The sequence below is a fragment of the Lacrimispora sp. genome (assembly GCF_032078915.1).
In the GTDB taxonomy this organism is placed as follows: Bacteria; Bacillota; Clostridia; order Lachnospirales; family Lachnospiraceae; genus Lacrimispora.
On record NZ_DAMAUN010000010.1, the window covers coordinates 53,041 to 68,424 of the forward strand.

A 15,384-nucleotide genomic window follows, 5' to 3' on the forward strand; every position below is an offset into this window, starting at 1 on the left:
CCTTTAACCCTCTATTTCTTCTGTATTTGTTATGTCAACCAAAATCTGATCCATTTGATTTTTCCAGATAAGATCATTTAGGTTCACAACGGACAAAAGCTCCTCCGATGAATGCCGTATGTATATTCCGGTCCGTTTCAGGATCAATGGAATCCCGCTTTCTGTTTTGTAAATGAATTCATCATCCTGGCTTTCATTGGCATTAAAACCTGAAACAGAAAAATAGCGGTAGTTGAAATCAATCAATTTGCAGGCAGCCCCGTTTGTAAAGGAGATTTGTCTGCCCAGATGGATCCTAGGCATCTTTCTTTTGTCTGAAAGCGGCTGTTTTAACCGTCTTTTTATATTTCTCAGCATATCGTCATAAGCGGTGACCCACAAATCCAACTGCTTTGGGAGGGAATGGGTCCTATCATATATAACCTGAAAGTACTGACGTTTATTATCATCATCAATTGCCCGGACGGCTGCGGAATAACGCCAGCCCATATCCTGCTCTTTCACATAAACAATCCTGCCCTTAAGTCTGGCTTTATAAAAAGGCGTGTTGACCGCAAAATTCATAGTCTTATTTTCCGGAAGATAGATGGGCTTCTCTGTCCAGAAGGCTAATCCGTTTTCGGAAACGTCTGCCGTCTTCGCTTCATAGCTTAAGGATTTATATTGTATGGTAATATCTTCCTCTGCCCTGATCCGCTCGCTGCTTCTGTAAGCACGCCTACCCAGCATAAAAAATACGGCATAGAATAGCGAAACCATGTTATAGGTGATCCAGAACAGGATAATGCTGCTGTAAAATAAAGCCCAGCCATATTTCCCATGGGCAAAGCGTATCATGGCTGCTGCGGAAAGCGCCAGCAAAACCAGATGAGGGATCGCATAAACGGCAAACTCAATGCCAATGCCGCTTCCTTCCTTCTTTTTATTGGTAACCTTAAATTTCCTTTGATGGATGTGAAAGGTCTCAAGCAATACCGGTATAATCAAATAAGGCATAAATATGGTATCTATGATCTGGCTCCATCTCTGGTTTCTCACGTTACTTGAAAGGTAACGCATGGACATGCTGTAAAAAAAGTACGCAGGAAGCCAGAACACAATCACATCCCAGAAATGACTGTTTACGATCCGGTAATCAAACAGGGCGAACAGGATGGGGGACATAATGAATATGAGCCTGCTAAAAAAAGACCACCAGTATAAAAAGCTGTTTAAATAAGTAAGCCTTGCAAGCAGGGGAAGCTTTGGAGTAATAATGGCATGGGTATTCTGAAGGCTCTGAATGATTCCTCTTGCCCAGCGCACCCTCTGCCTGATCATGCTCCTTACCGTTGTGGTGGTTAATCCTGCGGCCTGAATCTCATCCGTCGCATAGGTTATGTATCCTGCTTTTTGTATCCGTATGCTTGTCTCAAAATCCTCTGTTATGGTTTTTAAGGGAAAACCTCCTATTTCCTCCATGGCCTTCCTTAAAATGACCGTGTTGCTGCCGGTATAGGCAACCGCGTTAGAAGTATTTCTCATGATATTCACTTCTCTGGAAAAGAAATCCTGCTCATTGGGGATGTTTCCTTCCGCATATAAGTTAAACTGGAAAAGATCGGGATTATAAAAGCTTTGAGGCGTCTGAACTAGTCCAAGCTTAAACTTCTGATCAATCTCCTCTTCCTTTCTCAGCCTCCACTTCCCGTCTTCTTTTAAGAACCTGGAGAGCAGGAAATATGGAACCGTCTTCATAAGAAACGTATGCTGCGGAATCATATCTGCGTCAAAGGTAGCAATCAGGGGAGATGAGGTTTTCCTTAAAGCATGATTTAAATTACCTGATTTTGCTTCCTTATTATCAGAAAGCCCCAGGTATCCGACTCCAAACTGCCCGGCCAGTTCTGCAATCTCTTTACGGTTTCCATCATCACAGATATAAATATGTACCTTGCTTTTATCCGGATAAGTCATGAACGTGCAGGCATTGACTGTTTTATACAGAATATCGGCTGGTTCGTTATGGGTTGCAATGAAAACGTCTACATCCGGATAAGATTCATCGGGTATCTCAGGACACTCCAAATGAAACTTATTCATCTGCATCTTTAGATAAAATAACTCAAAGGTAGTAAATACCGTTACGGTCTCTGCCACAAGCAGCAATAATCCAAATATCAGATTCAGTATCCCCTCATGAAACGGCAAGGTAAATATCATACGCCAGCCCAGATAAATAGTCATCAGGGCCATACTGAGGATAAAAATTGTATTTTGTTTTTTCTCTTCTTTATTCATGGAACCAGTCCCCTGCGCGGGAAAATACCCAGCGCTGTTGTATTTGATAACCAAGGAGAAACAGGCACACATCACAGAGGACCTTTGCCATCTTCTCATTGAATCCCAGGTTTATATGTAATATGTACACACCGGCAGCTGAAAGTAGTATGTTAAATACGCACAAACCCAGGTAACGGATAAGGCTGTGTCCAGCAGCATTCTTGCTCTTAAACACCAAATTTTTATTAAGTAAATAATTCACAGCGATTGAAACTGATCTGGCAAACGCTGTGGCTATCATGATTCTAAGTAAGTCTTTTCCCTGCATATAAGGCTTTAACCAGTCAAGCAGCGCCCAGGCTATCCCAATGTCAATAAAAGAACAGGTGATGGAAGAGGAAAGGAACTTCATAAAATCAGCGCCAAGGATACCCATAATTTTTAAGCTGTCCCTTACGGCATTAAAATGTGTGCCTCTGTTTTCATCTTCATAGATGGTCTGAATAGGAACCGTAAGGACGGGTATCTCAGACCGTATGAAGGTGATCAGGACCTGGGTTTCATACTCAAACCGTTCTCCTTTTATACCGAGCATCCGGTCGGCCAGCTTCGGGCCAAAGGCTCTGAGTCCTGATTGGGTATCGGGAAGAGATCTTCCGTACAGCGCAGCAAATATTGCAGATGAAACACGGTTTCCAATGAAGGACTTGACAGGTATGCCGGCTTTTTTAAAGTCTCTTGTCCCAAGTATCAGCGTATCGGGATGGCCTTCGGCTGCATTTGCCAGCCTATAAACATCCTCCGGGGCATGTTGTCCGTCAGCATCTGCAGTTACGATGCATGTATAGCCGGGCATATTCCTCCTGATATACTCATATCCAGTTTTAAGCGCAAGGCCCTTTCCCCGGTTTACCCTATGGCGGAGTAAGGTACAACCGAACTCCTCTAATTCTTTAAAAATATCCTGATAATCGTTTCCAGATCCATCATCTACAATTACAATGTGGGACAGTCCGTATTCCCCCAGCTCCTTTACATAAACCGGAAGCCTTCCATCAGGTTCTAAAGAGGGAATCAATACAATCGTTTGTTTCATCTCAGTTCCCGTTTCTTTTATAATTAATTTCATTCAAAAAAAATTGAAGCATGTGTTTTAAATATACACTCAACTTCAACCTTTGTCCCCTAGTTAATTTTGGATGGAAAAATATGCTGATTTTAATAGAATTCTTTCTTCCAGAAACTTCCTCATTAACCTCCTGTTATTTTTTTCTGTATGCTTTTTGAAGTAAATTTTGCACGTATCCATCTACCATATTGACTAAAATAGAAAAGATAACTATAATTATTAGTAATTCCATATTCAGGAAATTCACGAAACGACATAATATTACATAATTACTTAATATTGCGCCAAATCTGACATTTATCCAAAAATTCATGGGAATAAACTTACTGAAACTTAACTTTAAAACTGGGAGGAAATTGTATGTTAAAAAAACTAAAGGTTGGGAACCGGCTTCTTGTTGCATTTCTCATCGCTGTATTGTTTTCAGGTTTAGCCGGAACCATTGGGATCCTGCTCATTCGGGCCGTTAATAAGGAATATCATGTGGAGCTGCAGGATTATGGATTTGCCCAGGGCGATATCGGAAGCCTGGGACAGGCGTTTCAGGCCCACCGCGCCACAGTCTTATACATAATCTATTCAGAAGACGCCGCGGAAACCGCCAAGCAGAAGGAAAACTTAACCAAACAGATCGATGTGATAAACGAAAAGATGCAATTAGTACAGGCAAGGATGAAGACAACCTCGGAAAAAGAGCTTTACAACCAGCTTTCAGAGAAGATGAAATCCTATGAAGGTATCCGCAGCCAGACGATCGAACTTGCATCAAAATCTTCACAGGAGTCTATGGCTTTTTTCCGAAGCCATGCCGCACCGTTAGCAGGGGAAATCGCAGATACCATCAATGCCATGCTGTTGGATAAATCAACAACCGGAGATATAAAATCTGCCCAGCTTTCCCGCCAGACTTCCGTATTCATAGCAATTATGGGCATCATCATCTTTATTTCCATTGCTACATCCGTTATCATTGCAATTGCCATTACACGGGGGATCACCCGACCCATTGACGAACTGAAAGTGGTTGCAGACCGGATGGCCCAGGGAGATTTAAAATGCCTTCTGGAATATCGTTCAGAAGATGAACTAGGACATCTTGCAGACAGCATGAGGACGATGATGGGGCGTTTATCCTACTATATGGATTATATTTCTTCCACCACAAGCCAGATGGCCCAGGGAAATTTTGATATTCCTCATGACCCGGAGGAATTTAAAGGGGAGTTTCGTTCCGTACAGCTCTCCATACAAAATCTTACTGATTCCTTAAATGATGTCATGGCTAAAATAACCCAGTCTTCAGACCAAGTGGCCTCAGGAGCTGAACAGGTGGCAAGCAGCGCTCAGGCTCTAAGCCAGGGTGCGACCGAACAGGCCTCCTCTATTGAAGAGCTGGCCGCCACCATCAATGATATTTCCAATAACATAAACCATAATGCGGAAAATGCAAAGGAAACAAACCAGCAGGTGAGCAATACCGCATCAGAGCTGGAATTTGGTAAAACTCAGATGCAGGATCTGACAAATGCCATGGAGGATATCAGCAATGCCTCCTCAGAAATTGGAAAAGTAATCAAAACCATTGAGGACATTGCCTTCCAAACCAATATCCTGGCCCTTAACGCAGCCGTAGAAGCAGCAAGGGCAGGAGAGGCCGGAAAGGGCTTTGCAGTTGTGGCAGACGAGGTCCGCAACCTGGCCAATAAAAGCCAGGAAGCTTCCAAAAATACTTCTGCATTAATTGAGCATACCCTGGCTTCCATTGAGGCCGGAAATCATATTGCCAAGGAGACTGCAAGATCCATAGACCGCATTGTCCAGTCTTCCAAAACAGCAGCAGACTTAGCATACCAGATATCCTCCGCATCAAAGGATCAGGCATTTGCAGTTGCCCAGGTAACTCAGGGAATTGATCAGATATCAAGCGTAATTCAAACCAATTCCGCCACATCGGAAGAAAGTGCTGCCGCAAGTCAGGAAATGGCCGGACAGGCTCAGATGCTGAAGCTTTTAATTGGAAAGTTTCAGTTAAAAGTCTAAAACAAAAAAGGTGTCCCAAAGTCGAGATTTGACTTTTGAGACACCTTTTAAATTTTCCGTAAATATTCAGGTCGATTGAAAACCGGATATTATGTAGTCAGGCCGAACCTTTCCTCCATAATGGATCTTAGCCTGTCTACCGTCTTTCCTGCATCAAGGCCGTTTTCATCAATGGTTATGTCGGCATATTTTTCATAATAAGGGACCCGTTCCTCATATAAGTCTCTTAAGGTCATTCCATCCTTTAAGACGACTCCCCGGTCTACCAGATTACCCAGCCGTTCTTCCACGCTTTCATAGCTGAGCTTTAAATAAACTACTGTACTGATCTCTTTTAAATGCTCCATAGCTTCTTTTCCATAGATCACGCTTCCTCCAGGGGCAATGACGCTATGACGGACATTAAGGCCGGCATTGATCCTGTTTTCCACAGCCAGGAAGCCATCCTGGCCCTCTGTTTCGATAATTTCCTTTAAAAGGCGGCCTTCCTGCTCCTGGATTACAATATCCACGTCCACAAAAGAATATCCAAGGCGTTTCGCCAGCAAAACGCCTACTGTGCTTTTACCTGAAGCCGGCATACCGATCAGCGTAATGTTATTAAGCTTACTCGTCATTTGTTCTTCCTCCTGCCCGGCGCCTTCTTTCCTGCCTTTTTCACAGAATAGCCGAAACTTCCAAGCTTTTTCCCCAGTTCAAAATATTCCCCATGAGAGTAGGATATAAGCCCTGCATCATTAAGGTGGAACTTCCCTCTTTCGTCCATGTACCGGCTGTTTACGGTCACTCCAACCACCTCTGCCAAAAACAGGTCATGGCTTCCCAAGTGTTTGATTTCCACAACTCTGCAGGCTAAATTCACCGGACTTTCCTCTATTCCGGGTGTTTTTACCTGTTCCAGGGAACAAGGCGTCAGCCTCATTTCTGCAAATTTGTCCACCTCTCTGCCGGATTTCACCCCGCAGTAATCGGCAGCCCGCACCAGATCCTTTGTCACCAGATTTACCACAAACTCTCTGGTTTCTTTTATAATTCCATAGGAGTGCCGTTCCGGACGGATGGATATGGACAGCATGGCCGGGGTGGAGCATATGGTTCCTGCCCATGCCACGGTAATGATATTGGGTTTTTCCCCTTCCCTCTGGCAGCTTACCATAACCGCCGGAACCGGGTAAAGCATGTTTCCAGGCTTCCAGGTGACCCTGCTGTTTTTTACAGTCTTTATATTTTCATTTGCTTTTCTATAATCATTGGTTTCTTTCTTCTTCATTGACGACAGCCTCCTATTCCTGAACCGCCAGCATAATACCAGGAATCAGCTGTTTCTTTCTGGATACCACGCCGGGCAGACTTACGATATGGTCTTCGGCCGTCCCTTCCTCTTCCTCTGCGCGGAAAGCTCCGAGAACCATCTGCTTTGCTCCCTGACCCTCACATAACAATACCGTAGATTCCGTCAGAATGTTGGTAAGCATGAAAAACATCATGTCAACGCCATGCTCTTTTCTTGCCTTTTTCATGTAATGAGGCATCCGGTCCTTCAATTCCTCAAGTTCGCTGGCGTTTAAGGAGCTGATCTGTCCGACTCCAAAGGATACTTTGCCAAGTGTGAATTTTTTGAAATCCTGATAAAAGATCTCCCCATCCGTCTTTCCCTTTAGGTTACTTCCTGCCGCGAACATGGAGGAAGCGTATTTCTCCACCTGGATCCCTGCGATATCCGCAAGGATAAGAGCTGCCTTTTTATCAGACTCCGTACAGGTAGGGGAACGGAATAAAAGGGTATCAGAGATAATGGCGCTGCATAAAAGGCCCGCAATCTTCGGTTCAATTTCTACGTTATTTTCCATATACATCTGATATACGATGGTAGCTGTACAGCCAACCGGCTGATTGCGGAAAAATACAGGAGCAATGGTTTCTACGGTTCCGAGCCTGTGATGATCAATGATCTCCAGAATTTCCGCACTTTCCATGCCCTCAACCGCCTGGGTTTTCTCATTATGGTCCACCAGGATCAGGCGTTTACCTTTTGCACCAAGTAAATTCCGGCGGGAAATCATTCCCATGTATTTTCCGTCCTTATCAAGAATCGGGAAATCCCGGTGGCGCTTGCTTGCCATGACATCTTTTATTTCATCAATATAATCGTCTTCCTCAAAGGAAATCAACCCTTCGGTAGTCATGAAATAGCTGATAGGAATGCTCTGATTTACCAGACGGGCGGCCGTATATGTGTCGTAAGGGGTGGTCACGACCGTACATCCACGCTCCTGAGCCAGCTTTTTGATCGTCATGGATACCGCTGCACCTTCGCATACAATGATGCAGGCCGCTTCCATCTCAATCGCGCATAGCTGGGATTCATAACGGTTCCCAAGGATCACTAAGTCGCCCTTGGAAATATAATATTCCATCATATCAGGATTGGCCGCTGCGATAAGGACCTTGCCATGGTTGAAATATTCACTCTTACCACTAACTACCATGGCCCCTTCCAAGGTTTCCACAATATTTTCATACTGGGTATTTGCCTTTGATAAAATGCTGCTGTCATAAACGTTCATATAAGACTTGGCAATATCACCTACCGTGATCAGTCCTTCCAGCATCCCATCCTCGGTTACCGTCGGAATGGTGACTACGTTTGCTTCCTGCATCAGTTTCCAGGCCTTTTTTAAGGACAGGTTTTTCTTTACACCCTTTGTTTTACGAATATCAATATCACGGACCTGTGTCTTCACATTTTCCACAAGCTCCGGCGCTTCCACTTCAAAATAATGGAGCACGAATTGTGTCTCCTCGTTGACGTGACCAGCCCTGCCTGGCTGATATTCTTCTCCGGTCAGCTTTCTTTTTAAATTTGCATAACAGATGGCAGAACAGATGGAATCTGTATCTGGATTTTTATGGCCTATTACGATAGTCTTTCTGTTCTTATAATTTTCTCCCATACTTTCCTCCTTTTTTCATAATGTGTTTACAGGTCGTTCATATTCCGTTCATATATATTTTTTATACTAAATACATAGAAAATATATGAGTCAAATTGATTTAATCGTCAAATTGCACATAGATTTTTCATAATTGCCCCGATTGCCTGCCAATCGGGGTCTCCTCATTTTATGAGGCTTTTTCTTTGTGAAGTATTCCCATTATATCATAATTTAGTAAATTGTAAATAAGAGGACGGGAGGAAAGGATGTCACAAAAACATCCTTCCCTCCCGTTTCTCTCTCTTAAAACGAAATATCCCTATCCATTTCCCTGTCTCCAAGGTAAGCTTTCCCTCATCCCTTAATCCCATCCATAGCAATCCCATCCACCAGATACCTTTGGAAAATAATAAAGAAGATGATCACAGGAAGCAAGGAGATCACGGACATTGCAAACAAGCCGCCATAGTTATTATAGGCATTTGGGTCCAGATACATATTAAGCGCCAGAGGTATCGTAAATTTCCTTGCACTGTTCATGAAAATCAGCGGCTGGAAAAAATCCTGCCAGATCCAGTAAAATGCAAAAATAGACGATGTAATGATGGCAGGTTTCACCACCGGCACCAGAATGCGGAACAGTATCCCTATTTTTCCGCAGCCGTCAATTTCAGCTGCCTCATCCAGTTCCCTTGGGATTCCCTTAAAAAACTGGACCATCAGAAATATAAAAAACGCGCCGCCGAAGAACCAGGGCAGAATAAGGGCCACCCTTGTATCGATTAGGTTCAGCTTTTTTAAAATAATATACTGAGGTACCACCATTACCTGGGCTGGGATCATCATGGTCAGCATCACACAGCCAAACCAGAAACCGGAAAATTTAAATTTGATTCTGGATAAGGCATAGGCAGCCAGCAGGGAAGTTATTACACAGCCAACGGTCCCTATTACCGTTACTGTCAGAGAGTTTATAAAGAATGTGACAAACGTTACGCCGCTCACACCTGCCAGGCCGCTTTGATAGTTTTTTGCCCCAGCCCATACCTTGGGGATGAGAGAGTATGTATCTAAAAACATGGTTTCATTGCTCTTAAAAGAACTGGCCAGAAGCCAGAGCAGAGGGTAAATCATTAAAAACCCGATCAGACATGCTACAATATGAAACCCTGCGGAATTGATCTTTCTCTTTGCTTTCATTCCCATGGTTTAACCCTCCTCTGACTCATAATAAACCCAGTTTTTCTGCGTCTTGAAAAGAACACCTGTAAAGACTGCGATAATGGCTACAAGAATCCAGGCCAGAGCACAGCTATAACCCATATCAAAGAAAGTGAATGCTCGGCGGTATAAATAAAGCACGTAAGACAGGGTGCTGTCCAAGGGACCTCCGTCCGTGATGACAAAGCTTTCCGTGAACACCCGAAAGCCGTTTATGATCTGCAGGATCAGGTTAAAGAAAATCGTAGGCGTTAACATCGGCAGAGTGATTTTTAAAAACGTGTAATGGGGCCGGGCTCCGTCCACCATAGCCGATTCATAGAGGGTATAAGGAATCTGCTTTAATGCGGATAAAAATATGAGCATAGAGGAGCCGAACTGCCAGACACCCATGAGAATAATGACGCTTAAAGCTGTCCTTGGATTCCCCAAAAAGGATAGGGTCTGCGGAATGCCGAAAACGGATAAAAGAGTCATCACAACACCCTTATTCCCGAAAATCTGTTTCCACACCACAGATACGGCAATGCTTCCTCCTATAATGGAGGGAACATAATACAGGGTCCGGTACAGCCCCAGGAATTTATGCTTTTTATTTAACAGCATAGCCACGAACAGGGCGAAGGCCAGACGTAAAGGAACCAGTATAAGAACGTAGGTAAACGTGACCTTTAAGGCCTGTACAAATGTATCATCCTGTGTAAATGCCCGGGTATAGTTGGAAAATCCAATGATTTTCGGAGTGTTTAACAGGTTGAAATCCGTAAAGGAGTAATAAAGGGAAATAAACGCCGGGATCAGCCACATGCCGATAAAGCCTAGGATCCATGGGCTCATAAGAAGATAACCCACCAGGTTATCCATGGGCTTATACACGGCTTTTTTCTTTTTATTTTTCATGATTTCTCCTCTTTTTAACATCAGAGAGGCCCGCATGACAAGGCCTCTCTGCTTTTTTATTCATCAGTTGCTTCTGGATAAAATGGCATCTGCGTCTTTTCTGAATTTGGCTGCAGCATCCTCGGGAGTGATCTGCCCATAAAATGCGCTGTAAGCCGCATTCTTAAAGGCTTCGTTGACCTCTGACATTCCTACAGGATCAGGTTCAGGTGTTTCTCCGCAAAATGGCAGGGCAGCTTCCACACTCTTAAACATTGCCAACTGCTGAGGGGCAAGCCTGCCGGAATCGACCATGTAATCCCGGATTTCAGAGGAAACCGGAGTGCCGCGTTCTGCCATGATTATGTCATTTGCTTCCTTCGAATTTACAAACCAATCCATAAATTCTGCCGCCTCTTTCTTTACCTTGGAGGTCTCCGCCACGGAGAAAAACATGCCCGGCTTCAACCAAAGGCCTTTGTTTTTGGAATCTGCGGATAACGGGGGAGTGACCATTTTGATCTTATCATTAACACCGCTTACCTTTGATGCATAGTTGTTCCATTCCGTCATCATTGCTCCGTCTCCGGTCACCACAGGGCCTGCTTCCTGGCCCAGAGCCTGGATGGCTGCATATTCATCGGGGTTTGGAACCACGCCGTCCTTCATTAAGTCCGCCCACATCTGGATAAAATCAGAGCATATCTTGTCATCCTTATAGCCCAGGGACTTTTTGTCCTGGCTGAACAAGCTTTCCCCTTTCTGTCTTACCCAGTAATTGAAAAGATTGGTATCATCTACCGGACCCATGGAAAGTCCGTATTTTCCGGTCCTTTCCTTTACCATTTTTGCCGTGGCTATAAACTCATCCCAGGTCCAGCCGCTGTCCGGCTCGGCTGCGCCTGCTTCTGCCAGCACTTCTGGATTATATCCCACGGAGAGATAGGAGTTGGACAGCACGAGCCCGGCTACTTTTCCGTTAATTTTTCCGGTATTTAAAAGCTTTTCATCAATCTTTGATACATCAATCGTTTTGTCGTCAATGAACTGCTGTAAATCAGCCAGGGAATTGTTCTTTGCATAAGTCGTTATATACAGGTAATCCATCTGCACCAGATCCGGCATGGAGCCCGATGCGGCCTGGGTTGCCAGCTTATCAAAATATCCATCCCAGCCTGCAGGAATGGCCTCGAATTTTACATTTGGATGAGACTGGGTATAAAGGTCCAGAAGCTTCTGGGTATAATCGTGACGCCCCTGGCCGCCCCACCAGGTGATTTTAATAGTGACCGGGTCCCCGACGGAGGTTTCTGTACCCTTGGCTTCATTTCCTGCACCTGCTGCCTCTGTTCCTGCCGCAGATGCTTCCTTATCCGGGGAAGCCGCCTTATCTCCGGGGCTGCAGCCGGCTGCGGATAATGCCATTACAGCCGTTATGCCCAGTGCCGCCAATTTCTTCCATTCCTTTTTCATAATGATACCTCTCCTTTTGGATTTACTGAATTTCATGTGGTTTCGTACTGATAAGTTTATTATAAAGACTTTAAATGGGAAACTGAATGGAATTAACAGACCAGGTTTTAGTAAATATCCGACTAAAACCCAAAAGAATAGGCGCGGTACCTTTTATTCCACGCCTTCCTCTCCTTTTCCTTTTACAGACCTGCGGTACTCCGACAGCACCATTCCCGTATGCTTTTTAAAGACCTTTGTAAAGTACTGCCCGTCAACCGGATAACCTGTAACTTCCGCCAGCTCCGATACCTTTATATCCGGCTGACTCTCCAGAAGCCTCAATGCCAAAGAAAGACGGATTCTCACAAGAAAGGCAGAAAACCTCTCATTCATATTCCTGGCAAAAAAACGGCCTAAATAATCCTCATTCATATACAGAACATTCTGAGCCATGTACTGAAGATTTAAATCCGGATTCTTAATATTCCGGTAAATCATGAACAGGATTTCCTTCATCCGCCTCCCATCCTTTGTGTCTGGAAAGGCAAGATTCATATGAAATGAGCACCGTTCTATGACCTCCTTAAGCAGTTCCCACGCCTCGTTCTTTTCCAGGTCCAGGTTCCTTTCCTCTTCCCCAAACAGGATTTTCAAAGCAAAACCAAACACCTTTGCCATCCGCTCTGGCGGGATCTGACGGATCTCCATTTTAACGAAAGAGCTGTATATTTCAAACATCAGCTCTTCCTGACTTTTTGCATTCCGTATTCTGGCATAGTTCACCATGAGAAAAGAGCTTTCAGACTCATCCTCATACATTTCATACCGCAGAAATTCCCGGTTTTCTTCCAGCTCCTGAAAATAAAACAGTTCCTGAATCTGGCAATAAAGCTGAAAGCACTCTTTGACCGCCCCTCTTTTGCTGACGGCGGAACAAAGCCTGACTTTTTTATATTTATAGTACTCCTTATGGGCTTTTGTCATCAAAGCCGGAAGCGAAGCTGAAAATGCTCCGGGCAAAAGATAGACCATCTCCTTTTTTAATCCTGCACTCATATAAACCTGATCTTCCCCCACCAACTCCTTTAAAATATTCGTCAGGGCAAAGCGGTCCAGCTGATCAAACTCCTTTTGCCCCCTGACAGATAAAAGGATAAAATCTCCTTCAAGATCTTCCGTAAAATTGGCAAGAAGGAACTTATCCGAAACTGAAAGCTCCTTTTTTGTCATAAGCTCATGAAGGATCCGCTCTTTAATATGAGGAACCATGCGCTGAATGCTGCTCTGATATTCCCGTTCTGACTTAAGCTTCTCTTCTCTGCTCATAAGCTCATTCTTTACGTTCAAAAGTACTTCCACAATCTTATCCACATCGCAGGGCTTTAATATATAATGACGGATCTCCAGCTCCATGGCTTTACTGGTGTATTCGTATTCCCCATAGCCGGACAAGACTACAAAAAATATGCCAGGATACAGCTCATGGGTTTTTCTGATAAGCTCAATTCCATCCATAACCGGCATTTTAATATCCGTGATCACAATATCCGGCAAATGGGTTTTTATTTTTTCCAGGCCCTCTATCCCATTCCAGGCCATGTCCGCCAGCTCCATGCCCAGGGCCTTCCATGGAATGATCTCAGCCATGGCCTCCCGCTCAATATCTTCATCATCTACAAGTAATACCTTATACATTCTTCTCACCAGCCTCTGCTTTTGGAATCCTTATAGTTACTGTCGTTCCCTTTCCCAGACTGCTGCTTATATCAAACTCCGCTTCCTGGTCAAATGCCATTTTCAGCCGCTCATAAATATTTTTAAGTCCGATCCCATGCTCCTTGGATTCTATGGAAAAGGTACGCGCAGCCTGAAGCTCATCTGCAGTCATTCCCGGGCCGTCATCTGAAACCTGGATCAGGATGCGATTTATTTCCTCTCTTAAGGACACGGAAATGGTACAAGGCGTCAGCATCTTTTCCACTCCATGATAAATGGAATTTTCAACAAGGGGCTGTATTGTCATATGGGGAATGAGATAAGAGCCGGAGACATGGGAGCTGACATGAAATACCGCCCGTTTCCGGTAACGAAACTCCTGAATGATAATATACCGCTTCAATATGTCCAACTCCTCTTCCAGGGTGAAAAACTGCTCCTTACTCAATGCTGATCGGAGAATCACACCTAAGGCAACCGTCATTTCAGCCGCTTCGTCATTCTTATTCCCGCGGATCATCCAGTTAATGCTGTTTAAGGTATTATATAGGAAATGAGGGTTGATTTGAGCCTGCAGCATCTTGTATTTTGTATCCTTAATAAGAAGCTGTTTTTCATAATTTTCATGGATTAAGTTGTTGATCTTGTCCAGCATGACCTGAAATTCCTGGGTCAGCAGCCCGATTTCATCAGCTCTTTTGCTGGTCTGAAGAAAGCTTTTAGCTCCGCTGAAATCCCCAATCTCCACGATTTCCATGCTCTTTGTAAGGTTTTCCAGGGGCTTTGTTATCATATGGGCCAATTTTTTTAAGATTAAACCGGCGGCCAGAAATAAGGTCATGAATCCACCTAACATCATGTTCCTTAAGTTCTGGTTCTGTCCATAAATTTCCGAATAGGGAAACATATTCACATAGGTCCAGCCGGTTTTCGAGGATCTTAAATAACATAGAAAATACCGCTGTCCCTGGTTTTTAATGATCCGGTATCCCTTATCCCCCAAAACGGGAGGAATGCTTTCCATCATATTTTCCTGGTTCTCATATATAACTCCTTCAGGGGAATAAACACAGAGGGCGGTGCTTTCCGCCTCCAGCTCATCAATATTTTTCTCAATCATTCCTGACACATTGCTGGTAATCAGCAGGGTGCCCAAATAGTCTAAGCTGACGTCAATATGCTTTCGGATATCTCTTCCGGATAAAAGATAGGGGTAGCCTCTGGCCGGAGGCTGGACCACATAAGCCCCTTTGGCCTCATGGATCCGTTCCATAACCGATTCATATAAGTCCTTATCAATTTCTCCGGCTGCCGTCCCCACCAGAAATTGGGTATCCTCCCCATCCGTATAAAGAATATTGGTAATAATGTTGGAATTAGCCAGCTCATTCGCCATAAGCATCCGAAGCTGGTAAGTTTCATAGGAATATTCTGCCGTGTAATGCTTCAGACTCTGGATTTTAGAAAGCTGCTCCTGGATCTTTGTGTCAATGGCAATGTAATAGGAAAGGCCCTCAACTTCATCTAAGCTTCTGTTGACCTGCTGTGTGAAGTAATCCAGTTCCTGTAAGGATTTTTCGTACAGCTTCCCATCATAGATATCAAAGCTGTACTGAAGGGCCGTTATGCTTATGATAAAGCAGATTCCCAGCATTATGACATAAATGGCGATCATCTTCCCCGCCAATTTCAAATCCCGGTATTTTTCATACCAATAACCGCGTTTTATCTTCATGCAGGACCCAC

At 44.1% G+C, this 15,384-nt stretch carries 11 protein-coding genes; 1 reads left to right on the forward strand and 10 read right to left on the reverse strand.

Annotation, left to right across the window (positions count from 1 at the left end; all coding sequences use genetic code 11):
- Positions 1-3 precede the first annotated feature (3 nt).
- Together RT269_RS06220 and RT269_RS06225 are read right to left on the reverse strand one after the other, a co-directional pair.
- A complete protein-coding gene (locus RT269_RS06220; protein ID WP_313181291.1) occupies positions 4-2,280 on the reverse strand; it encodes a glycosyltransferase in 2,277 nt (758 codons plus the stop codon).
- The gene (locus RT269_RS06225; protein WP_313181292.1) at positions 2,273-3,358 is read right to left on the reverse strand and encodes a bifunctional glycosyltransferase family 2/GtrA family protein; all 1,086 of its coding nucleotides are present in this window, start codon (positions 3,356-3,358) and stop codon (positions 2,273-2,275) included. Before RT269_RS06225 ends, RT269_RS06220 begins: the two co-directional genes overlap by 8 nt.
- Positions 3,359-3,751: 393 nt before the next feature.
- Between RT269_RS06225 and RT269_RS06230 the strand changes: the two genes are divergently transcribed.
- Positions 3,752-5,431, forward strand: a complete 1,680-nt coding sequence (locus tag RT269_RS06230) for a methyl-accepting chemotaxis protein (protein ID WP_313181293.1) — start codon at positions 3,752-3,754, stop codon at positions 5,429-5,431.
- Between the two features lie 89 nt (positions 5,432-5,520).
- Here the strand turns inward: RT269_RS06230 and RT269_RS06235 are convergent, their stop codons facing one another.
- From RT269_RS06235 to RT269_RS06270, 8 genes are all read right to left on the reverse strand, one after another.
- Positions 5,521-6,048, reverse strand: a complete 528-nt coding sequence (locus RT269_RS06235; protein ID WP_313181295.1) for a shikimate kinase — start codon at positions 6,046-6,048, stop codon at positions 5,521-5,523.
- Entirely contained in the window at positions 6,045-6,611 is a 567-nt protein-coding gene (locus tag RT269_RS06240; RefSeq protein ID WP_313181336.1) for a flavin reductase family protein, read from the reverse strand. Before RT269_RS06240 ends, RT269_RS06235 begins: the two co-directional genes overlap by 4 nt.
- A gap of 103 nt (positions 6,612-6,714) precedes the next feature.
- Entirely contained in the window at positions 6,715-8,385 is a 1,671-nt protein-coding gene (locus tag RT269_RS06245; protein WP_313181296.1) for a putative manganese-dependent inorganic diphosphatase, read from the reverse strand.
- A 336-nt stretch (positions 8,386-8,721) separates the two neighbouring features.
- Positions 8,722-9,573, reverse strand: coding sequence for a carbohydrate ABC transporter permease (locus RT269_RS06250; protein ID WP_313181298.1), 852 nt, complete (start codon positions 9,571-9,573; stop codon positions 8,722-8,724).
- Between the two features lie 3 nt (positions 9,574-9,576).
- The gene (locus tag RT269_RS06255) at positions 9,577-10,488 is read right to left on the reverse strand and encodes a carbohydrate ABC transporter permease (protein ID WP_313181299.1); all 912 of its coding nucleotides are present in this window, start codon (positions 10,486-10,488) and stop codon (positions 9,577-9,579) included.
- Positions 10,489-10,551: 63 nt separating this feature from the next.
- Positions 10,552-11,940 (reverse strand): ABC transporter substrate-binding protein, encoded by a 1,389-nt coding sequence (locus RT269_RS06260; RefSeq protein WP_313181301.1) that lies wholly within the window; start codon positions 11,938-11,940, stop codon positions 10,552-10,554.
- A gap of 153 nt (positions 11,941-12,093) precedes the next feature.
- Positions 12,094-13,617 carry a response regulator transcription factor gene (locus RT269_RS06265; protein WP_313181302.1) on the reverse strand — a complete coding sequence of 508 codons (1,524 nt, stop codon included), beginning with the start codon at positions 13,615-13,617 and terminating at the stop codon, positions 12,094-12,096.
- Positions 13,610-15,373, reverse strand: a complete 1,764-nt coding sequence (locus tag RT269_RS06270) for a sensor histidine kinase (protein WP_313181303.1) — start codon at positions 15,371-15,373, stop codon at positions 13,610-13,612. Before RT269_RS06270 ends, RT269_RS06265 begins: the two co-directional genes overlap by 8 nt.
- Between the last annotated feature and the right edge of the window lie 11 nt (positions 15,374-15,384).